The 24,584-nt window shown below is 65.3% G+C and carries 21 protein-coding genes; 12 read left to right on the top strand and 9 right to left on the bottom strand.

What is annotated here, in order from left to right:
- Positions 1-395: 395 nt before the first annotated feature.
- Both LRC39_RS20220 and LRC39_RS20215 read left to right on the top strand, forming a co-directional pair.
- Complete coding sequence (locus LRC39_RS20220) at positions 396-755, top strand: Hpt domain-containing protein (RefSeq protein ID WP_346295432.1); 360 nt, start codon at positions 396-398, stop codon at positions 753-755.
- Between the two features lie 96 nt (positions 756-851).
- A complete protein-coding gene (locus LRC39_RS20215; RefSeq protein ID WP_011159492.1) occupies positions 852-1,172 on the top strand; it encodes a 2Fe-2S iron-sulfur cluster-binding protein in 321 nt (106 codons plus the stop codon).
- 180 nt (positions 1,173-1,352) lie between these two features.
- Here LRC39_RS20215 and LRC39_RS20210 read toward each other — a convergent pair whose 3' ends face one another.
- Positions 1,353-1,808, bottom strand: coding sequence for an acyl-CoA thioesterase (locus LRC39_RS20210; RefSeq protein ID WP_107356641.1), 456 nt, complete (start codon positions 1,806-1,808; stop codon positions 1,353-1,355).
- Positions 1,809-1,969: 161 nt separating this feature from the next.
- Between LRC39_RS20210 and LRC39_RS20205 the strand changes: the two genes are divergently transcribed.
- The gene (locus tag LRC39_RS20205; protein WP_346295431.1) at positions 1,970-2,998 is read left to right on the top strand and encodes an NAD(P)/FAD-dependent oxidoreductase; all 1,029 of its coding nucleotides are present in this window, start codon (positions 1,970-1,972) and stop codon (positions 2,996-2,998) included.
- A gap of 175 nt (positions 2,999-3,173) precedes the next feature.
- Complete coding sequence (locus LRC39_RS20200) at positions 3,174-4,451, top strand: chloride channel protein (RefSeq protein ID WP_346295430.1); 1,278 nt, start codon at positions 3,174-3,176, stop codon at positions 4,449-4,451.
- Between the two features lie 26 nt (positions 4,452-4,477).
- Here the strand turns inward: LRC39_RS20200 and LRC39_RS20195 are convergent, their stop codons facing one another.
- Positions 4,478-5,530: a glycosyltransferase family 2 protein gene (locus LRC39_RS20195; RefSeq protein ID WP_346297532.1), complete on the bottom strand. Its 1,053-nt coding sequence runs from the start codon at positions 5,528-5,530 to the stop codon at positions 4,478-4,480.
- A gap of 136 nt (positions 5,531-5,666) precedes the next feature.
- Between LRC39_RS20195 and LRC39_RS20190 the strand changes: the two genes are divergently transcribed.
- From LRC39_RS20190 to LRC39_RS20180, 3 genes are all read left to right on the top strand, one after another.
- Entirely contained in the window at positions 5,667-7,007 is a 1,341-nt protein-coding gene (locus tag LRC39_RS20190) for a glycosyltransferase family 4 protein (RefSeq protein WP_346295429.1), read from the top strand.
- Between the two features lie 7 nt (positions 7,008-7,014).
- Complete coding sequence (locus LRC39_RS20185) at positions 7,015-8,283, top strand: O-antigen ligase family protein (RefSeq protein ID WP_346295428.1); 1,269 nt, start codon at positions 7,015-7,017, stop codon at positions 8,281-8,283.
- A gap of 89 nt (positions 8,284-8,372) precedes the next feature.
- The gene (locus LRC39_RS20180) at positions 8,373-9,074 is read left to right on the top strand and encodes a DUF2147 domain-containing protein (protein ID WP_346295427.1); all 702 of its coding nucleotides are present in this window, start codon (positions 8,373-8,375) and stop codon (positions 9,072-9,074) included.
- 143 nt (positions 9,075-9,217) lie between these two features.
- Here LRC39_RS20180 and LRC39_RS20175 read toward each other — a convergent pair whose 3' ends face one another.
- Positions 9,218-11,299, bottom strand: coding sequence for a hypothetical protein (locus LRC39_RS20175; RefSeq protein WP_346295426.1), 2,082 nt, complete (start codon positions 11,297-11,299; stop codon positions 9,218-9,220).
- 93 nt (positions 11,300-11,392) lie between these two features.
- On the bottom strand, positions 11,393-12,499 hold the full coding sequence (locus LRC39_RS20170) for a UPF0104 family protein (protein WP_346295425.1): 1,107 nt from the start codon (positions 12,497-12,499) through the stop codon (positions 11,393-11,395).
- Between the two features lie 394 nt (positions 12,500-12,893).
- On the opposite strand from LRC39_RS20170, the gene LRC39_RS20165 reads away from it, so the two are divergent.
- The gene (locus LRC39_RS20165) at positions 12,894-13,400 is read left to right on the top strand and encodes a ferritin-like domain-containing protein (RefSeq protein ID WP_104512319.1); all 507 of its coding nucleotides are present in this window, start codon (positions 12,894-12,896) and stop codon (positions 13,398-13,400) included.
- A 101-nt stretch (positions 13,401-13,501) separates the two neighbouring features.
- On the opposite strand, the gene LRC39_RS20160 is transcribed toward LRC39_RS20165, so the two are convergent.
- Positions 13,502-13,939: a hypothetical protein gene (locus LRC39_RS20160; protein WP_107345639.1), complete on the bottom strand. Its 438-nt coding sequence runs from the start codon at positions 13,937-13,939 to the stop codon at positions 13,502-13,504.
- Between the two features lie 116 nt (positions 13,940-14,055).
- Between LRC39_RS20160 and LRC39_RS20155 the strand changes: the two genes are divergently transcribed.
- Positions 14,056-14,685, top strand: a complete 630-nt coding sequence (locus tag LRC39_RS20155; protein WP_346295424.1) for a hypothetical protein — start codon at positions 14,056-14,058, stop codon at positions 14,683-14,685.
- 21 nt (positions 14,686-14,706) lie between these two features.
- Here the strand turns inward: LRC39_RS20155 and LRC39_RS20150 are convergent, their stop codons facing one another.
- Together LRC39_RS20150 and LRC39_RS20145 are read right to left on the bottom strand one after the other, a co-directional pair.
- Positions 14,707-15,138, bottom strand: coding sequence for a universal stress protein (locus tag LRC39_RS20150; protein WP_346295423.1), 432 nt, complete (start codon positions 15,136-15,138; stop codon positions 14,707-14,709).
- A gap of 46 nt (positions 15,139-15,184) precedes the next feature.
- Entirely contained in the window at positions 15,185-15,715 is a 531-nt protein-coding gene (locus tag LRC39_RS20145; RefSeq protein ID WP_107345636.1) for a SixA phosphatase family protein, read from the bottom strand.
- A gap of 140 nt (positions 15,716-15,855) precedes the next feature.
- Between LRC39_RS20145 and LRC39_RS20140 the strand changes: the two genes are divergently transcribed.
- The 3 genes from LRC39_RS20140 to LRC39_RS20130 all read left to right on the top strand — a co-directional run bounded on the left by LRC39_RS20140 (position 15,856) and on the right by LRC39_RS20130 (position 19,596).
- Positions 15,856-17,316, top strand: a complete 1,461-nt coding sequence (locus tag LRC39_RS20140; protein ID WP_346295422.1) for an NAD(P)/FAD-dependent oxidoreductase — start codon at positions 15,856-15,858, stop codon at positions 17,314-17,316.
- A 134-nt stretch (positions 17,317-17,450) separates the two neighbouring features.
- On the top strand, positions 17,451-17,948 hold the full coding sequence (gene msrB, locus LRC39_RS20135; RefSeq protein ID WP_346295421.1) for a peptide-methionine (R)-S-oxide reductase MsrB: 498 nt from the start codon (positions 17,451-17,453) through the stop codon (positions 17,946-17,948).
- 154 nt (positions 17,949-18,102) lie between these two features.
- Positions 18,103-19,596, top strand: a complete 1,494-nt coding sequence (locus LRC39_RS20130) for a glycosyltransferase family 39 protein (protein WP_346295420.1) — start codon at positions 18,103-18,105, stop codon at positions 19,594-19,596.
- A gap of 36 nt (positions 19,597-19,632) precedes the next feature.
- Here the strand turns inward: LRC39_RS20130 and LRC39_RS20125 are convergent, their stop codons facing one another.
- Positions 19,633-19,905: a hypothetical protein gene (locus tag LRC39_RS20125; protein WP_107345633.1), complete on the bottom strand. Its 273-nt coding sequence runs from the start codon at positions 19,903-19,905 to the stop codon at positions 19,633-19,635.
- 189 nt (positions 19,906-20,094) lie between these two features.
- The gene (locus tag LRC39_RS20120; RefSeq protein WP_346295419.1) at positions 20,095-24,252 is read right to left on the bottom strand and encodes an ATP-binding protein; all 4,158 of its coding nucleotides are present in this window, start codon (positions 24,250-24,252) and stop codon (positions 20,095-20,097) included.
- Between the last annotated feature and the right edge of the window lie 332 nt (positions 24,253-24,584).

The raw sequence follows: 24,584 nt of genomic DNA, 5'->3' as shown, positions 1-24,584 counted from the left end.
GAGACCGCAGAAAGGCCCCTCGGTGCTCCCCCAGCACGGCGAAGTTGAACCCCATTCCCACCGCGCTTTTGTCCGCCACTTCCTGAAACATCCTATTGGCTCGATCGCGCGAATGAAATGGTTCGGATTAAGACTTTCTTAATCATCGTTAACGGCATACCCGGCTAAGCCCTTCGGAGGACGCAAAAATCCTACCGGCCCGAGCGGTAACGGTGGCATTTTAGCGACATCATCGCGGCAACTCGGCGACGTTGTGCCAAAACGGTGCGGCTGCACCTGCAAGGATGCGTTAACTAGACTCGTGGTTCGCTTCTCGGCCTGGATTGCCGAGATGTGGAAAACCGCAATTCTGTGCCGAGGTGAACGTGCCGATACAGGTCGAACGGATCGAATGGATGCCATCGCCGCCGCTGGTTCCGGACTTCGAGCCGATCGATGACGCGCATCTTTATAAGATGACGCTGGGCGACGCCGCGCTCGAGCGGGAAGTGCTGCTGCTGTTCACCGCGCAGGCCGCAAGCCTGATGGCGCTGCTCGCCTCCTGGCCGGCCGACGCCGCCGCGCTCGCGCACACGTTGAAGGGCTCGGCCCGCGCGATCGGGGCGTTCGCCGTGGCGGAAGCCGCCGCGAGTCTCGAGGACGCCTTGCTCCGCGGCGAGGATGCGGCGGAACCGCTCGCCGTATTGGAAGCTGCGGTCGATCATGCCCGGGCCGCGATCGACGACCGCTTCAACCCGACTCGTCCTGGCTTTTGAAAGGCGTAACGGCTGGCGGAACGTCGGCCGAGACGCTATAGGACTGGCGCGTCAGCCCATAATTCATAAAACGAGCAAAGCGTCCGACGAGCAATCATGGCCAAGATTAACTTCGTTGATCACACCGGTGAAACCCGCACTGTCGAAGTCGAAGAAGGCGCGACCGTGATGGAAGCGGCGATCCGCAATGCCATCCCTGGCGTTGAGGCAGAATGCGGCGGCGCCTGCGCCTGCGCGACCTGCCACGTCTATGTCGACGAAGCCTGGCGCGAGAAGGTCGGCGGCCCGTCGCCGATGGAAGAAGACATGCTCGACTTCGGCTACGACGTGCGCCCGAACTCGCGGCTGTCGTGCCAGATCAAGGTCTCGAACGAACTCGACGGGCTGATCGTCACCACGCCCGAACGCCAAGCCTGATTTCCGCTATTGCTATCGGAGGCGTGTCGCGCGGTCCGCTGCGCGACAGTCTCTCGTGTTAGTTTGTTTCTCAGAACTAAGCCTGCCGCGCTCAGCGCGGCGGCTGTCCGCTTCGTTGGGCGCGCGCAGCCGCCATTTTGTCTCGGCTGATTTCAAAGCTCAGCAGCAGCGCCGCTGATATCAATCGTGTTCGATGCCGCGGCGCCACCACGGCCCGAGATTGGTGATGATCTGTTCGGTCAGCGGCGTCGGCTTGCGGCTGCTCTCGTCGACCAGTACCGTCACGGCGCGCGCCGAGGCGACGCAGACGCCCTCGGAAAACACCACCTGATCGAAATGCGTCGACGTGCGCCCGAGTTTCACCAGGCCGAGCCCGAGCTCGATCTTGCCCGGCCAGTGCAGCTCACTGCGAAAGTGAATATCCAGCCGCACCAGTACCCAAGATAGTCCCGGCGGGATCAGTCCGGCGTTCGGATCCTTCATCAGCGTGACCCGGCCGGTCTCGAAATAACTGGCGTAAACCGCGTTGTTGACGTGGTTATTTGGGTCGAGGTCGGCGAAGCGGACGTTGTCGGCGAGACGGAAGGGGAAATCAGCGAGCTGCGGCAGCGCGTGGTCACGAGATCGTGCGGTCAAGGGCCATTCTCCGGGCTTTTTAGAACCATTGAACGCAAAACTTGCGCTAGAACAAGATACCAATATCCATTTATGTCTTTTCTCCCCTGCCGGCCTTGGTTAGACAGGCCGCGACCGGACCGCCCGCGTCCGAACATCTTCAACTGACAAAGAAAACAAAGATGACCGAAACGATCAAAACCGATGTGCTGATTGTTGGCGCGGGTCCGTGCGGACTGTTCGCCGTGTTCGAGCTGGGCCTGCTGGACGTCAAAGCGCATCTCGTCGACATCCTCGACAAGGTCGGCGGCCAGTGCGCCGAGCTCTATCCGGAGAAGCCGATCTACGACATTCCCGGCATTCCGATGGTGACCGGCCATGGCCTCACCGAAGCGCTGATGGAGCAGATCAAGCCGTTCAATCCGACCTTCCATCTCAGCGAGATGGTCGAAAACGTCGAGAAGATCGGAGACCCCGGGTTCCGTGTCACCACTAACGCCGGCAAGGTGTTCGAATGCACCGTGCTGGTGGTCGCGGCCGGCGGCGGCTCATTCCTGCCGAAGCGTCCGCCCGTGCCGGGCGTCGAAGCTTATGAAGGCACCTCGGTGCACTACGCCGTCCGCAAGATGGAAGACTTCCGCGGCAAGGACATCCTGATCGTCGGTGGTGGTGACTCCGCGCTCGACTGGACGCTGAACCTCAACCCGATCGCCAGGAGCATGACGCTGGTGCATCGCCGCGATGACTTCCGCGGCGCGCCGCATTCGGTCGAGCAGATGCGTCAGCTCGTCGCCAGCGGCAAGCTCGATCTCAAGATCGGTCAGATCACCGAGCTGCAGGGCGACAACGGCCAGCTCACCGGCGCGACCGTGAAGCTGAACGATAACTCGACCGCGCAGATCAAGTGCGACGCGATGCTGCCGTTCTTCGGCCTGACGATGAAGCTCGGCCCGGTTGCCAACTGGGGCCTGGATCTGGAGAACAACCTGATCCCGGTCGATACCGGTACGTTCGAAACCAACGTCCCCGGCATCTTCGCGATCGGCGACATCAACACCTATCCCGGCAAGCTGAAGCTGATCCTCTCGGGCTTCCATGAGGGTGCGCTGATGGCGCAGAAGGCCGTCAAGTACGTCTACCCGGACAAGCGCGTGGTGTTCCAGTACACCACCTCCTCCACCAATCTGCAGAAGAAGCTGGGCGTGAACTAAGAGCGCCGGCTTATTTGATCCTTGAAGAGCGCGCCCGGTCGGCGCGCTCTTTTGTTTTGGGGCCTACCCCTCGTAGGTCACGTCAAAGTGACGCCGGTATGCGCTGGACTTGCCTGAGCGATGCGCGTCAAGAAAGACTTCTCATTCAAGCCTTTCCAAGCTGCTTTTCACGGCAATGAAGTTCGCTCTGTCCCATCGCCACAAACGCATCCTGATCATCGCATCCACGCGGTCGCGGCGGCGGGCGATCTTTCTGCTCGGTGGCGTCGTGGTCGGCGCTGCGGCGGCAGTGCTGGCGCAGCTTGCCGATTGTGCGCAACTTCTATTCTCCGAACTCCTCGGACACTCGCGTTACCTGCCGTTTTTGGTGACGCCGCTCGGCTTTCTGCTGTCGGTGTATCTGACCAACCGCTTCTTCCAGAATGCGCAGGGCAGCGGCATCCCGCAGGCGATCGCGGCGCGCCGTCTCACCGACCAGACCGCGCGGGCCAAGCTGGTGTCGCTGCGGATCGCGATCGGCAAATTCCTGCTGACGCTGTTCGGCCTTCTGGTCGGCGCTTCGGTGGGCCGCGAGGGGCCGACCGTGCAGATCGGCGCTTCGATCATGTTCGCGCTCGGCCGCTTCTCGCCCCGCCGCCAGCCCGGGCTGATCCTGGCGGGCGCCTCGGCCGGCGTCGCCGCGGCATTCAACACGCCGCTGGCGGGCATCATCTTCGGCATCGAGGAAATGAGCCGCTCGTTCGAAACGCGATCGAGCACGCTGATCATTGCGGCGGTGGTGGCGGCCGGCCTGACGTCGATCGCTCTGCTCGGCAACTATACGTATTTCGGCACCAGCGCGATGGGATTGCGCGGCGGTATCGATTGGCTGGCCATTCCGGCGTGCGGCATCGTCGGGGGAGCAGCCGGCGGGCTGTTCATCCGATGTGTTGTCGCCGCAGGCGCCAGCACGGCGTTCAATCGCCGTCCGCTGATCGTGGCGCTGCTCTGCGGTCTGGCTGTTGCGGTCTGCGGTTTCGTCTCCGGTGATACGATCTACGGCACCGGCTACAGCCAGGTGAAGACGGCGCTGGAGAGCGGCACGGCGCTGCCAGAAGATTTCGGCGTGCTGAAATTCCTCGCGACCACGCTGTCCTCCGTCAGCGGCCTGCCTGGCGGCATCTTCTCGCCCTCGCTCGCCGTCGGCGCCGGGCTTGGCAGCAACGTCGCGACATTGTTTCCGGCAACGCCGATTGCGGCGATCATGCTGCTCGGAATGGTGGCTTATTTCTCCGGCGTGGTGCAGGCGCCGATCACAGCCTTCGTCATCGTGATCGAGATGACCGACAACCACGCGATGGTGATCCCGCTGATGGCCGCCGCCCTGATCGCCTACGCGACCTCACGGCTGATCGCCGAGGAAGGAATCTACCACGCTCTCGCCAAGCGTTTTGTGCAGCCTGCAGCGAAATAGTCTGATGTGACCGAAGACGCTGCGACTTACTTTGCGATTAGCAGCTTGGCTGCCCTTAAGGGACCGAGCCTGAACAGCAACCAGTATAGTTTCAAGCGCGAGATCCCCGGCACACCGTGGGGTAGGCGCAACAGATTGAGCAGCGCCGCCTGTGCGAATTTGCGCTCGCCGGCCGTCAGGGTGCGAAGCTGCGAGGCGATCGCTTCGAGATCCATCGCCGAGGAGGGGATGCGGGCCGCGGCGGCCGGGTCGGCGAGCTCCAGCATTCGGAACAGCCGCGAACTGTCGCGCTCGAACGGGCCGGGGCTTGCATCATGCCACTCTGGCGGTGCGGCGAGTGCGGCCGAGGGGTCGGGTTGCCCGGCTTGGCGTGCGGCGGCGGCGAGCTTGGCGAGGCGGGCGGAGTAGATCTGACGCAACTGTCGTGTGCGGGTGACGCTGCTGCTGTGTTCGCGGTAGCGGATCAGCAATTCCGGAAGGATCGCGAGCTCGCCGATATCAGCGAGTCGGAGCCAGAAATCGTAATCCTCGCCGGCCTCGAAGGCGGCGTGATAGCCGCCGACCCGGCGCGCCGCTTCGGCGCGGAACATGACGGTCGGATGGATGAACGGGCTCTTCTTCATCAGCGTCGCCCGTAAATCGTTCGGGCTCGGGCGCATCTCGCGACCCTTCGGCTGGCCGTTCTCGTCGATAATGGTGGCCCAGCCGCCGAGCAGCACCACATCGGAGTGGGCCGCCATATAATCCACCTGCCGGGCCAGCCGGTTCGGCAGGGCGATGTCGTCGGCGTCCAGCCTCGCGATCAAGGGGGCGCGTGCCGCGGCCAGTCCGCGATTGAGGCCAGCCACCAGACCATCGCGGTGCTGGGTGAGCACGACAATGCGCGGGTCGGCTGCAGCCGCATCAGCCAGAATTGCGGGTGTCGCATCGGCGGAGCCATCGTCGATCACCAACAGCTCGAAATCGCGGAAGGTCTGATTTTGAACGCTGTGGATCGCCTCGGTGACCCAGCGTTCGCCGTCGCGCACCGGCATGATCACCGAGACTTTGGGCTGCTCCGGCGGCACGCCATCCCTCATTGCTGTTCCGCCCTGGAAGGCGGGCGGCGAGGAACTTAGACTGCGGGCGGGCTGGCAATGCAAGCGGCCGGCATTGACGCTGCAAAGCCGGACCCGCTAGACCCGCCGGTCAGCGGCCGAGGGGCCGATCTCGGAAATGACGGACAGCACCTTGGATCACACCGCCGACCGGCACGATCAGCCCTGGCTGTGGATGGACGTCTCGACCAGTGCGCGGGCGCGCTCCGGCCAGATGAACGGCACCCTCCGGGTTGAACAAAGTTACATCCGCGCGCTATCCGCCGAGATGGCTCCAGCGCTGCGGTTCTGCCGCTATGACCCGCTCCGTAGCGACTACGTTGCGGTCGCGACTCCGCCCGACCTGAGCGGCAAGCCCGTCGCCGGCAGGGCCAAGTCGAAGCAGGCGAGCGGGATCGCCGCCGTCCTGAGGCCGATCGGCAAGTCCGTTGAACGCACCATCAAGACCGCAGTCCGCGGCGCGACCGCGTCGCTGCTGCGCAAGACCAGCCAGGCCGAGCCGCTGCCGAAACTTGGAGGGGACGGCCTCGGCGAGGTGCTTTTTCTCGCTGGTGAGAACTGGTCGCGGGTCGACTTTGCCACGGTTGCCCGGATGCGCCGCGAGCGCGGCACCAAAGTGGCGGCGCTGTGCCAGGACTTCATCCCGGCCGTCGCGCCGCAGTTCTTCGCCGGCGGCGATTTCGTCACCAAGTTCGACGCCTACGCGCAGTTCCTGATCAAGGAGGCCGACTTGATCGTTTCGATCTCGGAGGCGACCAAACGCGATATTCTCGGCTACGCTCAGCGCCACGGCGGTATGCGCGGCGCTGTCGAGATCGTGCATCTCGGCGCTGATATTCCTGCGCCGCAGACGGCGCGACGACCGGAAGCGCTGACCGATACGCAGGCCGCGCGCTTCGTGATCAGCGTCTCGACCATTCAGTCGCGCAAGAACTTTGATCTATTATACCACCTCTGGCACAGGCTCACCGAGCAGAACACGCCCGACCTGCCGACGCTGGTGATCGTTGGTCAGCCGGGGTTCGGCAGCAGTGATCTGTTGTGGCAGATCGCCAATGATCCGGTGACTGCCAGATCGATCCTGCATCTGCCGCGCGCCGGCGACGATGAGCTGGCGTGGCTGTATCAGCACTGCCTGTTCACGCTGTATCCGTCGTTCTATGAGGGGTGGGGGTTGCCAGTATCCGAGAGCCTCGCCTTCGGCAAATACTGCCTCGCCTCCGATGCCTCGTCGCTGCCGGAAGCCGGCGCAGGGCTTGCGCGCCACCTTGATCCGCTCGATTTCCCTGCTTGGCGAGCCGCCGTCCTTGACCTGATCGCGGCGCCTGAGCAACTTGCCCGCCACGAAGCCGCGATCCGCGCCGGTTATCGCCCAGTGACCTGGGCCCAATCGGCAACGCGACTCGCCGACGTGCTACGCGGCCTGGCCGCGACGGGGGCCACCGCCCACCCCAGATAGAGGTCTTATGGTGTCAGTTGTCGCCCATTCGTCACCGTCCCATTCGGTGTTTGACCGGAGCCGTGCCTGGCTGGTGGCGGTGAAAGCGCCCGAGCGGCTGTTCGTGTTGGTGATGTGCCTGATGTATGTGATGCATAACATCTGGTTGGCCCGCACCATCCTGTGGTTCCTGGTGCTTCCGACCCTGCTGATCACCGCCCTGCCGCTGCGCAATCTGACGCCGATCATCAAGTCCGGTGTCTTCCTCGCCTCGGCGGCCTTCCTCGGCGTCATCATCGTCACCTCCTCATTTGGAGATGGCGTTTCAGGATCGCTGCTGTGGAAGAACATCCGTTACGTCGCAGCGGTGCTGGTGTTCATCACCATCGTGGCTCATCTCGCCAGCCGCGACGGCGATTTTCTTCGCCTGCTGTTCTTGTGGCTTGCGCCCGTGGCTGCGCTGGCCGCGATCCGTGACGTCGGCACGTTTAGCCATTGGTCGGTGACGGAGATGCTGACGGTGCGGTTGCAGGGCACCAAGGGGCTCAGCCTGTACTACAATTCCAACGTCGTCGGCCTGATGTACGCGATGCCGTGTGTCGGGGCAGTAGCGATGATGGCAACCCGCCGTCTGCGGTCCTGGCAATTTGTGTTGCTGTTTGTTTCTGCGCTGGTGCTTCTCGCGGCTGTGCTGCTGTCGGGCAGTCGGGGTTCGCTGATGGCCGCGCTGGGAGGCATCGGAGTGGCGGTGCTGCTGGCAGCCAATTGGCGGATCGCGGTGGCGGTCGCGGCTTTGCTGGCGATCGCGGCCGTCGCTGCCCTGCTGACGCCGCTTGCCGGTGAATTGGTGCAGCGGAAGGACAGTCTGCGGTTCGAGCTGTGGCCGGTGTATCTGCACATGGTCACATTGAAGCCGTGGCTCGGCTATGGACTTGCGTTCGACACCAGGGTCATCCTGCCGAGTGGCATGGAGGTGATGAACGGCCACAATATCTTCATGTGCGCCGCGGTCCGTGGTGGTGTTATCGCGGCGCTGGCGCTGGCGGCAGTGGTCTTGGCCGCGGCGGCGAGCGGATGGCGGGCATTTCGCAAGTCCGGCGAAGTGACCGCGCTGGCGCTCCTCGCGTCCTGCCTGGCAGCGAGCGCTGTCGACTACGAGATCATTCCGAGCGATCTCAACTATCTCTATATCCTGTTCTGGCTGCCGGTCGCGATCTGCCTCGGTGCTGCCTTGGCGACACTACGGGTTCCCGTTCAGCGACCTGCTACGCCGCCTGCTGACATCGCTGTGTCATAGAATCGATCCCGAACCGCCGCGCTCTGCTCACTGGATTGCCGGATCGATCCGCCATATTGTCGTCCCATCGCGGTGTTTCAGGTGTTGCTATGATCACACATCGACCGACTACACATCGACCGACTACACATCGACCGACTACACATCGACCGATCCGATTAGTCGCGCGGGCTGCTGTCGCGGCTTTCGCGCTGTTGCTATCCGCGGCCGCCCCGTCGGTTGCCGCGGAACCGACCGCCGCCGGCCTCTGGCAACGCACCGACACCGGCAAGCCCGGCGGAAAGCCGGTGGTCTGGGTGCTGATGCTCGATCGCGGCAACAACATGTACGAGGGGATCGTCGCCAAGAGCTTTCCGCAGGCCGGACAGCCCAACCTGACGATCTGCGAAGAGTGTGAGGACGATCGCAAGAACCAGCCGATCCTCGGCATCTCGCTGATCCGCGACATGAAGCGGAAGGGCCGTGTCTATGAGAACGGCAACATCCTCGATCCGCGCAACGGCGACGTGTGGAAGGCGATGCTGACGGTCAGTCCCGACGGCCAGACCCTGACGCTGCGCGGCTATCTGATGACGCCGGCGCTCGGTAAGGACGAAGATTGGTTCCGGCTGCCCGACACCGCGATCTCCCAGCTCGATCCGGAGATCGTCACCAAGTTCATGCCAGAGCAGGCGGCCATGCAGGCAGCCCAAGCCGGCAAGCCGCCGGTGGCTGCGCCTGGAACGGCCGGCAAGGCCAAGGCTCCGCCGGCCCCGGCCCCGAAGGGCGGCGCGATGGCGCCGGCGAAGTAGCGCTTCACTTCCTGAGTCGGACGTCAGAAATCTTCGAGCTTGCAAAGAGCGCTCTCCGCGGAGGGCGCTCTTTTCATTTGCCGGAGGCGGAGCCTCGTCGAGTCTGACCTCTCCCGTTCCAGAAGCGGTCCGACCCAACGATCCTACTCAACGCGCTGCGGAATGGCTCCCGCCGGCGGAGGCAACGGCTGGCTGGTGACGTCGGGGCCGGGCTGCAGCGACAGCACAGTCTCCGCGGCCGGCAAGGCGGCGTCGGCCATGGCGGCGTGGCCTTCGGCGGTCGGATGGATGGCACCGCCATACACCGCCGACACCACGCCCCAGGTTGCGTCATGGATATCGGCCGGCTGGATCGCGGCGGCGAGGCCCTGCGGATAGGTCATCGCCGCGAAGTAACTGTCGTTGGCGTCGCGGATCCAGCGCGCGCGGGGCAGGTAAGCCCGGTAGTTGCTCGCCCCGGCGCCGCAGGTCATCGGCGAGTTGCCGGCGGTGACGATATCGGCGTTGAAGCTGTTGCCGCTCTGCGAGAAACAGACGCGATCGAATTCAGGATCGGTGGCGGCGCGGGCGCAGAAGCCGTGGTCGGCGAATACCCGCTGATGCGAGTCGACGAACGTCATCCGCTCGGTTGACGGATCACGGCACAGCACGCCATTGGAGCATTGCGCCAGATCCTTCAGCCGCGGCAGGAACTCATTGTCGACGAACGATGTGACGGCGCCGAGCCGGGTCGGATCGGCATTGAACGAGGGGTGGATGTCGAAGCCCGCCGGCCCGCCGGGGCAGGGTGTGCCACGGTTCGACAGCGCCGGATTGCCGTAGGCGACATAGACCACCCGCGACAGATCTTCGACCATCGGCTTCAGCGCCTCCCGTAGCCGGGCGAAATCGCGCGGCAGCGTGCGGGCCAGCGCGGTACGAGATTCTTCCACCGAGCCGATCACGCCGGAGCGTCGGAACAGCGCGCGCTCGGTCGGTGAGTCGACGATGACGTCGGCGACGAGGCCCGAGAAGTTGATGTCGTTGGCGCCGATCGACAGCAGCACCAGGTCGAGCGTGCGGTCCGGCTGACGGCGGTGCGCCGCTGTGAGGGCGGCGCGCAGTTCGCCGAGCTGACCGTCGACGCTGCCAGGACACGAGGTTCCGGATTTGGTGCGGAAGCACTCGCGGGCGCGCTGCGAGCCGAACAGCCCGTCGGTGATGGTGGCGCCGGTGCAGGCGAGCGGCAGATAGGTCACGGCGATGTGCGGATGGCGGACCGCCAGAGCCAGCGCCGTGCGGGTCTGGTAGCTGTACAGCGAACGGTGGCAGGCGGCGTTGAACCAGGTCGCCGAATAGCGCTGCCAGTTCGCCAGCGTATCCGGAGCCTCGCAGGCGCGGCCGCCTTTGAAGCCGGCCCGGCTCGGCCGGTAGAACTGGCCGATCCCACTGCCGAGATACGACTTGAAGCAGAATCCTTCATCCGACAGCGCAATGGCGCGGTCCGGATTGCCTTCGCCCGAGCCGATCGAGTCACCGAGTCCGGCGATGAAGAAGTCCCGCACCATGATCTGGGTGGTGACGCGGAGCGGCGCGTCGGCGCCGCTGGTGATGTCCACCGTGGCGACCGTCGGCTTGCCGTAGCGGGCGCGGAAGTTGATCGGCTCGGCGCAGTCCTGGGTGGCGTTACGCGGCCCGTCGCCGTCGTCGAACGTCCATGCGCAGATCGCGCCGACCGGCACGGCGCCGGCGAGGCGGACTGTCACCGGGTGCTCGGTCGGGGTCAGGTAGCTCTCCTTGACGCCATCGCGGGTGCACGGCTCGTTGACCCGCCCAGTGAGGTCGATGCACAGCCGGTTGACGACGTTGCGGGCCCAGCCGCGGCCTTCGCTCTGCCGGCCGAGGGTCTGCTCGGAGGCCAGCACTGTTAGCCCGTTCAGGGCGTCGACCTGCTCGCGGAAATCGCGCTCCTCCCGGAACAGACGGAAGCGGTTGCGGACCTCCCAGGCGATCTGGATCGAGCCGTCGATGACCGGCACCGCGGCAACGGCGGCCGGTGCGGAGGAAGGCGGGGCGACAGGCACCGCCGGGGCCGGAGCTGCCGCCGGGGGCGGCGCGGTGGTTGCAGCCGGTTCGGGGCTGCTCGAGCCGCCGAACAGGGGGATTTGAGCGGAAGCAGGGAGCGACGAGGCGCTCGCCGCCGCGGTCAGCAGCAACAGGAGCGCCAGGGAGCGGAAACGGGACATGTCACCACGCGGCCATGAGGAGATCGCGGCCATTGACGCCGCTGTTGAGGCCAAAATATGGGCCTCGGCGGCGTCGACAAGTGATTGCCGCTGTCAGAGCTTTGAGGAGCGCTGGACGACTTGGCCGACCGGGACCTGGCCGACCGGGGCCCGGGCGGGCGCGGTGGCCGGAGCGGCGGGGGCCGCATGCTCGTTGCCGTTGCAGGCGTTGCGGCGTTCCTGCCATGGCTTGATCACGCTGAGCCAGATTTCCCGCACGCCCATGATCGAGATCGCGATCCCGAACGGCAGCAGGAAGTACAGCACGCGATAGATCAGCAGCGTCGCGATCACGTCTTCGCGGGCGAACATCGGCAGCGCCACCAGCATCGCGGCGTCGAACACGCCGAGGCTTCCAGGCGCATGGCTGGCGAAGCCGAGCAGGGTGGCGAGGATGAACACCACCGCCAGCGACACGTAGTCGATGTAGGGGGCGGACGGCATCAACAGGTACATCGCCAGGGCGCAGAAGCCGAGATCGACGACGCCGATCAGCACCTGCACAAGCGTCAGCTTGGCCGACGGCAGCACCACCTTCCAGCCGTTCTGGCCGAGCTCGCGGCGCTTCTTGCCGGTCGCGAGCCAGACGAAATAGGCGGCGATACCGGCCAGACAGGCGACGCCGATCAGCCGGTTGATCTCGTCCGGCAGCAGATCCATCGCGCTGGCGGCGGCCGGATGCCAGATCATGCCGATGCCGAGGACGAACAGATTGCCGAGCCAGAACGTCAGGCCGGAGATGAAGCAGATCTTGGCGACATCGATCGCCGACAGGCCGTAGTCCGAATAGATCCGGAACCGGATCGCACCGCCGGTGAACACTGTGGCACCGAGATTATGGCCGATCACGTAAGAGGTGAACGCCGACATCGCGGCGATGCGGTACGGCACATGCAGCTTGCCGATCGTACGCAGCGCGAAGAAATCGTAGAACGTCAGGGTGCAGAACGCACCGACCACGCAAAGCGCCGCCATCCCGATTTGGGCCGGGCTCTTGTCGGTCAGCGCGGTCAGGATAACGTTGTGATCGACTCCCTTGAGGGTGCGGATCAGCGACGAAATCGCAAAGCCGATAATCAGGATGCTGGCGACGATACCGACACGTTTCCAGCCGATATACGTCTTGAAGCCACGCCCCAGCGCGCTCAGCAGTCGATGCATTCGTCCTCCCGGCGGGGCGGCAACGCGACGGACTCCGCCTGCAGCGCGACCCTGCTCCCGGCGTCCGACTTACTCATCCGCGCAATTCCTTAGGGCATAAACGGCCCGTCGTGCAATCCGCCGTACTGTCGCGTGCGGACCGCTCATCCATGGGACGGGCGGCGGAATGCGCCCTTGACGTGGCGCAAACGAGCCGTCCGGCGGCTACATGGCGGCCCCGAGAGGAGCCCGCCAAGCCGGCCCGTCCGATATAGGCGCCAGACGCGCTGCGCGCCATTGCGACTCGATGCGCGGATGGAACCCGGAACGGTGATCGCTGCCGCTGGTTAACGCCGCGACGGCCACGGCAGGCTCGGAAAAGGGCCGCCGGGCGCAAACCGAAAGAGGATCCGCAATGGGACTTTTCACCAAAGACATCAAGACGATGGATGACCTGTTCGTGCACCAATTGCAGGACATCTACTACGCCGAGAAGCAGCTCCTGAAGGCGATCCCGAAAATGGCCGACAAGGCCTCGGACCCGATGCTGAAGCAGGGGTTCCTGACGCATCTGGATGAGACCAAGGGGCACGTGAAGCGGCTGGAGCAGGTGTTCGAAATGCACGGCGTACAGCCGAAGGCGATCGATTGCCCGGCGATCGACGGCATCATCGAGGAAGCCGATGAGACTGCGGGCGAAGTCGAGGACAAGAAGGTGCTCGATGCGGCGCTGATCAACGCCGCTCAGGCGGTGGAGCACTACGAGATCGTCCGCTACGGCAGCCTGGTATCATGGGCCAAGCTGCTCGGCCGCAACGACTGTGCCGCGGTGCTGCAGAAGACCCTCGATGAGGAGAAAGCTACCGACAAGAAGCTCAATACGCTTGCGGAGAGCCAGATCAATCTTCGCGCCGCCGGCTGAGCCGGTTACGACATTGATGTGACGTCACGATGAGGCCAAAGGCCGCGCGAATATTCGTGTGGCCTTTGGTGTTTTCAACAGCAGTCCTGACGCGGTCGCGTTCAGACTTTGCGCAAAGCGAAATAAGCGCCGCAGAATGCCATCGCGGCGCCCAGCAACAGGGTCGCCAGCCCGGCAAGCACGCCGGCTGCGGTGGGCACCGCGGACGGCGCCGAAGCGGCTTGGCCGGCTGCGGCCAGCACCAGCACCAGCACCACGATCAGAAACTGGCGCAGCTTGGGCGGGATCTGTCCGGCGACCGCATGATTCATCAGCCGCGCCGTGAAGTAACCGCCGGCGAAGCCTCCGGTCGCGACCAGCCACCACGCCAGCGCGGCGCTCGCCGGCATGAAGCTGCCGGAGTCGTTGCGCCACAGCCCGCCGAGGTCGAGGCCGACGCTCTGGCCGAGCATATGCAGCGCCAGCGCCATCAACAGGCCGGACATCAGGGCGCCACCCAGGATCAGGTGGCGAGGGTAGTGCGCTTCGGTGTTCGGCATGATCCGGTCCGTGTGTCACCGAATTGTAGAAAACCGAGGCCCTGCCGACAAGTTATCCGGTACGGGCGACACCCGGTGGGCTGAACGCCGCATTGCATCGCCGCGCCGGCTCCGGCATGGACGGCGGGACTGGCAACAGGGGCTTTCGGGTGACGCCACGATCCAACCGAGACGACGACGGCGATTCAGGCACGGCTTACGCCTACAAGGCCTCGCTGATCGGTGCTGCCCAGCAGTTCGAACTCGGCGACGACGGGCTGATCTGGCGGATCGGCCCGAAAGCCGGGGTGTGGCCCTACGCGACGATTGCGAAGGTTCGGTTGAGCTATCGGCCGGTGTCGATGCAGTCCCGCCGCTACCGGGCCGATCTCCAGGACGTCTCCGGCGGTCGGCTGCGGATCGTATCCACCACTTGGCAGACGGTGGCGCTGATGGCGCCGCAGGATCAGGCCTATCGCGCGTTCATGATCGAGCTGCACCAGCGGATGCGCGATGCGGGCAGCCGCGCCGAACTGATCGGCGGGCTGCCGCCGGCGGTCCATACCGGTGCATTGGTGCTGATCGCGCTGGTGGCGGCCGCACTGACCGGGTTGCTGGCGCGCGCGGTGGCGGTGGGGTCATGGTCTGGCGCGTTGTTTCTGGCCGGCTTTGCGCTGCTGTTCGGCTGGCAGATCGGCGGGTTCATCCGTCGCAACCGCCCACGCCGCTACACCTTCGACGATGTGCCGAAGGATCTGCTGCCGTAAAGCGGTCCGTGTCGCTCGGGGCTATGTGCCGTCCCGCACCACCAGCACCGAGCACGGTGCGTAGCGCACCACGTGGCCGGCATTGGAGCCGAGGAAGTAGCTGCGCATCGCCGGCCGGTGCGAACTCATCACGATCAGATCGGCGCCGACCGCCGCGACCTCTTCGAGGATCTCGTGGTAGATGCCGCCCTGGCGCACGCTGCTCGACAGCCGTTGTGCCGGAATGCCCGAGGTGCGGGCAATCTCGGCCAATGCGGCTTCCGCCGATTGCCGCTGCTGATCGTCGAAATCCGCAGGGACATATTCGGCCAGCATTACAGGGGTGATCGCCAGCACGTGCAGCAGCCGCACCTTGCCGTCGTAGCTGTCGGCGAGCTTGGCCGCGGTGGCGATCGCGGGCTGGGCCAGCGCGGTATCGGCCAGGTCGATCGGGACGAGGATGGACTTGAACATCTCCGGCGCCTCCTGATCAGGGGAAGGGCGACGCCATGCTCCTCCGTCAGCTCGCTTCGCGCAACACTTTCGGGCTGACGAAATGCTGCAGCTTGCCAGTGCCGAACGAGGCATCCGCCCAGTCAGCGATCGGGAAGTCGATCACCACCACCGCCGCGGTCGGCATGCTGCCGGAGAGCTTGCGCCGCTCGGCCTCGTTGCAGGTGCAGGTGAGGGCCAACGCCAGTTCGTGCAGGCCCGGATTGTGCCCGATCAGCATCAGCTGGTTGATGCCGGCCGATACCTCATGGATCGCCTGCAACAACTGCGAAGAGCTCGCGCTGTACATTTCCGGCAGGTACTCAACCTGCGGTTCGCGGTTCGCCGGAAACAGTTCGGATAGAACGTCCCAGGTCTGCCGGGTCCGGGTCGCGGTCGAGATCAGCACCTGATCGGGGACCAGATGCTCGGCGGCGAGCCAGGCGGCGATCTCGGCGGCGTCGCTGCGGCCGCGATCTTCCAGGCGGCGATCGTGGTCCTTGCCGCTCGGCGCGTCCCTTTCGGTTTTGGCGTGTCGCAGCAGGATCAGACGGCGCATGAGTTCTTTCCAAAGGGCAGAGCTTGCGGATTAATCGAGACCGGCCGGCAGGACAAGGTGACAACCGTCCGTGCTGTCCGTATTGAACGCGTATCTCGCAAGATAGCCTCGTTTGCGGATGCGCTCTTTTAGGAAACGGCATGGATTCGCTCCCGACAAGTGCGACGAATGGACCGGCCGGCTTGTCCGCCGAAGCCGATGCGGAACCGCATGCGCGGCTGACCTTCGACCTCGACGTCGATCTCTGCGTGATCGGCGCCGGCCTTGCCGGACTATCGGTTGCGCTGGAAGCCGCGCAGGCCGGGCTCAGCGTCGCCGTGCTGGAGAGCGGGCGGATTGGCTGGGGTGCGTCAGGGCACAATCTCGGCACGGTGACGCCGGGTTACGGCGTGCCGATCGCCGATCTGATTGCCCGGGTCGGGCTGGATCACGCCAGCGCGCTGTGGGCGCTGACCCGCGAGGGCATGGAGATCGTCCGCGCTCGCGCCACCGAGGAGACGATGCCCGGCGTCGCGCTGTCGGACGGCGCGCTGGAAGTCTCCAATGTCGATATCGGCGACCGTATCGTCGAGCGGCTGCAGACGCTCGGCGTCGATTTCGGCTCCGAAGTCGAAGGCTGGCCGATCGACAAGGTCCGCGATGTGTTGCGGACCAACCGCTATTTCCACGGCATCCACTACCCGACCGCGTTTCAGCTCGACAGCCGCCGTTACTTGCGCGGCCTGGAGCGGCTGGCGCGCCAGGCCGGGGCACGGATCTTCGAGGAAACGCCGGCGGTCAGCATCGATTTCGCCGGCATCCGCAAGCGGATCTCGACGCCGAATGCGCGGCTGCGCGCTTCCGACATCGTGCTCGCCGGCAGCGTGCATCTCGGCGCGCCGTCGCCCCGCGTCGCCGAAACCCTGCTGCCGGTCTGGCGCACCGCAGCGCTGACGGCGCCGCTCGGCGAGAAGCTACCGGAGGCGATCGCGTTCGCCGGATCGATTGCCGACACGGACGGGGTCGATCACTACAGGATCGTCGGCGGTGACCGGTTGCTGTGGGCGAGCGGCGAGACCACTTTCGATGTTGCACCGCAGCGGCTCGCTGGAATCATCCGGCGGCGGATCGCATCGCTGTTTCCCCAGCTCGGGCAGGTCGAAATAACTCAGACCTTCGGCGCCGCAGTCGGGATGACGGTGCACGGCATGCCGCAAATCGGCGAATTGCGGCCGGGGCTGTGGGTCGCCAGCGGATTCGGCCGGCAGGGGCTCGCCACCACCGCAATCGCCGGGCGTCTGATCGCTCGCGGCCTGACCCATAGCGACGAGCGCTGGAAGCTGTTTTCGCCGTTCGATCTGGTGTGGGCAGGGGGCACCATCGGCCGCATCGTCGGGCAGGGGGTGTATTTCGCCACCCGGGAGGGCGCACTCGCCGCCGGCGCGCTGGCCCGTTACCGCGAGCGGGCCGCCGCGCGGAGCCGGGTCCGCGATGCCCGTGCCGAGGTCAAGCGGGAGGAGCGTCGCGCTCGTGTTGCGCTGCTGCGGGCTGCCGAGGCCGCAAATGTGCCCCCTCCCAATGCGCCGTCGCGCCGGCCGGTGCCGCCGCCTTCGCCGGAATAGCTTCCGGCTGCGTCGACGTTCTCGCGACAATGTGAGCGGGCTAAAATACCGGCGGTGTAACCTGAGGCGCGGCACTTCGTACCTGACGGAAGTGCCGCCGGGGCGCCCGCGCCCGTCACGCAGGGAACATCACCATGATCGATCGCCGCATGCTGCTCGCTTCTGTCGCCCTTGCCGCCGTGTTCGGTTTCCGCTGGCTGCGGCCGGACGCCGCCCGCGCGGCCGAGAAGTTCGAGATCGAGAAGACGCCCGAGGAATGGCGCAAGCAGCTCACGCCGATGCAGTACCACATCCTGCGCGAAGAGGGCACCGAGCGGCCGTTCTCCAGCCCATTGCTCAAGGAGCATCGCAAGGGCACCTTCGCCTGCGCCGGCTGTGATCTGCCGTTGTTCTCGTCCGATACCAAGTTCGATAGCGGCACCGGCTGGCCGAGCTTCTGGCAGCCGCTGCCGAATGCGGTCGGCGAGCGCAGCGACTCCACGCTCGGCATGACGCGCACCGAAGTGCATTGCCGCCGCTGCGGCGGTCATCTCGGCCACGTGTTCGACGACGGGCCGAAGCCCACCGGGCTGCGCTACTGCATGGATGGCTACGCGCTGACCTTCCATCCCGCGACGCCGAACGCGAGCTGACGCCCACGGTTGTGACAATCCCTCGAAAGGCTTGTTTCCGCGTCTCAAATGCTGCGGCTGGCGTGGGGAAGTCGCCCGCTTGAGTTGACAATCCGAGCGCCGCCCCCGCATATCCCCAGCACATTAACTTTCAGAAACGTGGCGGCCGGCCCTGATGCAACCTGTGGTGTCGCAGCCGGGGGGCTCCCGTAGCCTGCTGGCCATTCTCGCGGCGGCGATCGTCCTGCCGGTGGTCCTCGCGGCGATCGTATTTCCGACGCCGCTCTACGACACCCGCGAACTGGTCGCCTGGGGGCGCCACTTTCCGCTGATCACCCCGGTGCATCCGCCGATGATGGTGTGGGCCGGCGGCGTGGTCGACCGCCTGTTCGGGCCATCCGGCACCGCTATCGTGGCCGCCAATCAGGTGCTGATGGCGATCGGCTTCGCGTATCTGTACGCGATCCTACGGCTGCTGGTCGAACGGACGATGGCGATCTACCTCGTCGTGCTCGCCGGGACGTCGTTCTACGCCGTGTTCGCGCCGCTATCCTGGGCGCTGAATGCCGATATCCTGCAGCTCACCTCGTGGCCGGCGGTGGTCTATCACTTCCTGCGGGCGCGGCAGGACAATCGCTGGCGGGATTGGATCCTGCTCGGCGTGTGGGCCGCGATCGCAGCGCTGACCAAATACAACGCGGCGGTGCTGTTTCTGGCGATGGCGATCGGCGTCGTCGCGCTGCCCTCGTTCCGCCGCTGCCTGACGCGGCCCGGCCTGTATGTGGCGATGCTGATCGCCACGCTGCTGCTGCTGCCGCATGTGATCACCGCGGTGAAATTCGGTAGCACCATCGCTTACGGCGAGCGGCATTTCACCGGCTTCGGGTCGATCGGGGATAGCGCCCGCCGCATCGGCCTCCTGGTTGCCGGCTATCTGCCGATGTTGCTGCCTGGTGCGGTGATCATCGCGGTGTCGAGCGCCCGCCGGATGATCAATGTGCGGGTGCCACGGTTTGCCGAAGCCAGCGAAGAACTGAAGTTCATCGTCATCATCGATGTGGCGATGGTGTTGATCCTGCTCGGCATGATCATCGGGCTCGGGCTGGAGTACATCGCCCGCTACGGTGCGCCGTTCTCGCTGCTTGCAGTGCCGGCACTGGCGCCGCTGCTGAGCTGGAACGAGGCGCGGCGCGACACCTGCGAACGGCAGACCGGTTGGACGCTGTCGGGACTTTATACGGTGATGAGCGCGGCGGTGATGATCGCTTATCTCGGCCCCGCCTCGCACAGCGGGCTGCAGGAGCCGACCGCCGACGCGGCGCGCCTGATCCTCGAGGACTGGCGCAGTCAGTACAGTTGCGGACCCGGCTATTTCCTCGGAGATCGCCAGACGGTGTACGGCATCGGCATCGCGGCCGGGCCGGAGGGCGATTCGGTCACCATTCACTTCATTCCGGCGACCCGCTGGTTCGACCAGCGCAAGCTGGAGGATCAGGGCGCGGTGCTGGTCTACACGCTGCCGCAGGTGCCGGCGCATTTTGCCGCTGCCTATCCGGGCCGGGCGATGTCGGATGAGAAGCGCATCGATGTGCCGGTGCTGCGCACCCACAACGGCAAAACCAAAGAGTATTTCTATCGCTTCGTGGCGCCCAAAGCGTGCAGCAAGTAGCTGGCGGGATTTAGCTCAGAAGACTCGACCGGCGGCTCAGCCCGCCAGCGCCCGCCATTTTTCGGCGGCATCGATCGCGGCGGGGCGCAGGTTGTCGGCCGGCAGGCCGCGATGCAAGGCCTTGGCGTATTCGCAGATCGCCATGAAGGTCGATGAGCGGGCCTCGTCGACCTCGCAGGAGTGCACGGTACCAGCGCCGTGGATGTAGCTGATCAGTCCCTTCAGCGACGACACTGCAGAATGCGGCTCCGCCGTTTCGGTCTGGTGCAGGCAGGACAGCACCTGCTGGGCGATCTCGATCTCGGTCATGGGTACGCTCTTCGCAACGCTCGCGGACAAACATGCTCGGGCCGGAATGAGGGCCTCGATGCCACGCTTGAATGTCCGGAGAAATGATCTGCCTCAATGCGATAGCGCAGGCCCGACAGGCTGGCGATCACATTGACGCGAACGTTGCATCTGCCGTGCATTTGCCGGTTCCGCGGGGCGGAACGACGCTCAGGTCCGTTCGGCCATCGCCTTGCGTAAGACTTTCGACAGATCCTCGACCGAGTACGGCTTGTGCAGCAGTTCGAAGCCGTGGTCCTCGTCGGCCAGCATGTGGGCGTAGCCAGAGTTCAGCACCACGGGCAGCTCCGGCAAACGCTTCTTGATTTCCCGGCCCAGAGTCACGCCGTCCATGCCCGGCATTGCAACGTCGCTCAGCACCAGGTCGAAACGTTTGGCGTTGTCGCCAAGTAGCGCCAGCGCCTGTTCGCCGGAGGCGGCGAGGACGGTCTGATAGCCGAGATCGTGAAGCAGCTGGGCGGAGAACTCGCCGACCTCGGCGTTGTCCTCGACCACGAGGATGCAGCCGCGCTGCCGGCTGTCGACGGCGTTGGTGCCGTTGCCGTTGCGGCGCTGGATCGGTTTGTCGCTGAGCGGCAGCCGAAGCGTGATCGTGGTGCCGCGGCCGATCGCGCTGTCGACATTGATGCTGCCGCCTGACTGCTGGACGAAGCCGTAAACCTGCGACAGCCCGAGGCCAGTGCCGCGGCCGATGTCCTTGGTGGTGAAGAACGGCTCGAAGATCCGTTCGATCTGCTCGCGTGGAATGCCGCAGCCTGTGTCGGCGATCGACACCTCGACGAAGCCGCCGCGGCCTGCGGCGGCTTCCTGGGTTGTCGGCGCCGAACGTGTGACCGAGATGGTGAGGGTGCCGTGACCGTCCATCGCGTCACGCGCGTTAGCCACGAGATTGACCAGTGCGGCGTCGAACTGATTGGTATCGGCCTCGACCGGAAGCGGTCGCTCGGCGATGTGGAGATTGAACACAGCGCGCGAGCCGAGTGCTGTCTTCAGCATGTCGGAGACGTGCTCGATGTGATCGGCCGCGTCGAACACTTCGCGGTTCTGTGCATGGCGACGTGCGAAGGTGAGGAGCTGGCCGGTCAGCTTCGCTGCGCGATCAGCCGTATCGGAGATCGCATCGACGTAGCGGCGGATCCGCTCCGGCGGCAGCTCGCGCCGGCGCAACAGATCGGCGGACGACCGGATCACTGTCAGCATGTTGTTGAAGTCGTGGGCGACGCCGCCGGTGAGCTGGCCGATCGCTTCCATCTTTTGCGCCTGCCGGAATGCTTCTTCGGCTTTGCGGCGTTCGGTGATGTCGACCGCCTCAGGCACGATCGCGATCACCTTGCCCTGCGTGTCCTGCACCGGGCGCATCTGCAGATCGAACCAGCGCCAGCCGCTGGCTGGCAGATTGACGTGAAGTTCGCGTCGCACCGTCTCACCGGACGCGACAGCGGCGATATCGCTGCGGACCATCTCAGGCAGCCCCGGTGTGCTGCCGAACCACGGCGTGGCCCAAACCGGCTTGCCGACCACGTCCTCGAGTTCGGCCGCTATGCCGGCGAGTGCGGTGCGGTTGGCGTCGATCACCACGCCGTCGACATCGAGCAATGCCTGATAGGTGTAGCTCGCCGCGAAAATGGTGCGGAGCCGGGCTTCCTTCTGCTGCAGCTCGGCTGTGCGCTGCGCCACCTGTTCCTCGAGCTGCTCGTTGATGTCGCGTAGCGCCGCCTCGGCCTTCTTCTGCTCGGTGATGTCGCGGAAATACACCGAGATGCTCTTGCCGTTGGTCGGCGCCACCCGCAATTCGAACCAGCGCTTGCTCGGCGGATGATAGCTTTCGAACTCGCATGCGACGCGTTCGGTCATCGCCCGCCGATATGCCTGCTCGATCTCGGTGCCGAGCATCATCGGATAGACGTCCCAATACACCTTGCCGACCAGCTCGCCGGCTTTGCTGTTGATCAGCCGTTCGGCGGCGGCGTTGACGTAAGTGAACCGGTACTGTTCATCGAGCGCGATGAAGCCGTCGCTGATCGAGGCCAGAATGCCTTCGGCGTGCTTCCGGGCAGCCTGTGCTTCCTGGCGCAGCACGTATTCGGTCCGGAGCGCCGTCCGCCGGATCGCAGCGGTGTCGAGATTGGCGCGGACGCGCGTGAGCAATTCGCGGGCGCTGAACGGCTTGCTGAGATAATCGTCAGCGCCGGCTTCCAGCCCCTCCAGCTTGGCTTCTTCGCCGGCCCGGGCGGACAGGAAGATCACCGGCAGATCGGCCATCGCCGGATCACCGCGCAGCGCTTTTAGAAGTCCGAGGCCGTCGAGCCGCGGCATCATCACGTCGCTGAGCACCAGATCCGGCCGGCGCTTCTTTGCGGCTTCGAGCGCTGCGGCTCCGTCGGCAACGGCTTCGACCTCATAGGCATCGCCGAGCAACCGGGCGACGTAGTCGCGCATGTCGTGGTTGTCGTCGGCCAGAAGAATGTGAGGTCGTCCTGTGGCAGGCGCGGTGACGACGCCGAGATCCTGAGCGCCGGAAGCTGGCGGCAGATCGGCATCGCCACTGTCATCGAGCCAGCCGATCGCCTCGTCGAGATAGGCCTGGGCGCGGACATTGGTGGAGACCTGGAGCGCGGCATGTCGCGGCCGCTCGGCCGGGAGATGCGCGGAGCCGAACGGCAGGGTCACGCGAAAGGTCGAGCCGCGGCCGATCTCGCTCTCGACGGCGATCGATCCGCTGTGCAGCTTGATCAGCTCCTGCACCAACGCAAGTCCGATACCGCTGCCCTCGATCGAGCGCCCACGCGCGCCCTCGACCCGGCGAAACCGCTCGAACAGATGCGGGATCTCGGCCTGCGGGATGCCGGTGCCGGTGTCGCTGACTTCGATCACGGCGTGACGGCCGTCCGGATCGGTGCGGACCCGGACCGCGATTTCGCCTTCGAAGGTGAACTTGAATGCGTTGGACAGCAGGTTGAGGACGATCTTCTCCCACATGTCGCGGTCGACATAGACCGGCTGCGGCAACGGCGGCGCATCGATCACGAAGCGCAGGCCGGCACGGTCGAGCGCGGAGCGGAAGTTCGAAGCGAGTTCGGCGGTGAACGACGACAGATCGACCGGGGTGAAGTGCGCGGTGACGCGGCCGGCTTCGATCCGGGCGAAGTCGAGCAGGGTGTTGACCAGCTTCAGAAGGCGCAGACCGTTGCGGTGGGCGATGCCGAGGAGCGATCGCTGTTCGTCCGCAATGCCGTCGCGGCCGAGCGCTTCTTCCAGCGGGCTCAGCATCAGCGTCAGCGGCGTGCGGAACTCATGGCTGACGTTGGAGAAGAACGCGGTCTTGGCGCGATCGATCTCGGCCAGCGCCTCCGCCCGGCGGCGTTCCTCCTGGTAGGCGTCGGCATTGGTGATTGCTGTGGAGATTTGGCCGGCGACCAGGGCGAGGAAGTCCTGGTAGGCCGTGTCGTACAGCCGGAACGGATTGAGCCCCGTGATCAGGAAGCCGGACCGGCCGGTGTCGCCGCTGGCCGGGATCGGTAGCACCACCGCCCGGGTCGGCGGCTGGCGCCAGCCGCCGGTCGGAAACGTGATCCCGAACCGGCCATGGAGATCCGGCACCACGACCGGCGCGTTGAGACGGAAGGCTTCGGCGACCGGCCAGGGCTCGTCGCCGTCCGCGAGCGACAGCGTCGGCTTCACCGCGGGATGGCCAGCATCGATCCCGGATGTAGCGGCCAGTTCGGCGTGACCGCCGCCGAGGTCGGTCAGATAGATCAACGCGAACGGTAGGTCCTGGGGATTGGTGGCAAGCGCCGCTGCGCTGCGTTCACATGCCTGGCCGACGCTGCGGGATTGGGCTGCGCTGGCGGCAAGGTCGCGCAGCAGCGACAGTTGCCGTTCAGTGATGACCCGTTGGGTATCGTCGGTGTTGGCGCAGAAGATGCCGCCCGGCGAGCCGTCATCGGTCGGAATCGGGCTGTACGAGAAGGTGTAGTAAGTCTCCTCGGGAAAGCCGTTGCGCTCCATAATCAAAAGCTGGGCTTCCACATAGGTGCCCTCGTGGCCGCTGGTCGCCTTGGCGAGCAGGGGGGCGATGTCCTCCCAGATTTCCGACCAGACTTCCGAGGTCGGCCGGCCGAGCGCCCATGGGTGCTTGCCGCCGATGATCGACTTGTAGGGATCGTTGTAGAGATAGGTCAGCTCCGGGCCCCAGCCGATCCAGATCGGCTGTTGCGAGGTCAGCATGATGCGAACCGCTGTCTTGAGCGCCTGCGGCCAGCTCTCCGGCGGCCCGATCGGGGTCGATGCCCAATCGAACGCGCGCATCAGCGACGCCAGTTCGCCGCGGCCCAGAAAAAGACTGTCTGGGACCGCGTCTGTGCGGCCCAGGTGCCCGCCGGGCGTATCTTCAGCCAAGTGATCCCCCGATCAACCCCTCGCTGTCCCGGTTCGCAACGCGCGGGCTTGTGTTTGGTTCCCGCCGTCAGAGGGACCCCTTTCGCCAAATGGTCTCGGCAATAGTTGCCCGACCCGGCAAAACCGCCCCGGCCTCAGGACCCGTTGCTAATCTCCAACTCTTTGAAATGACGTTGGTTTGTTCGTTGGCACGAGGCTTGCGGGAAGCCTCATTGGATCTTGCTGTCAACAGCCGCCACGGG

Origin of the sequence: Rhodopseudomonas sp. P1, from assembly GCF_039642825.1 — a bacterium.
In the GTDB taxonomy this organism is placed as follows: Bacteria; Pseudomonadota; Alphaproteobacteria; order Rhizobiales; family Xanthobacteraceae; genus Rhodopseudomonas; species Rhodopseudomonas palustris_H.
This window is presented reverse-complemented; position numbering and strand designations above follow the sequence as displayed.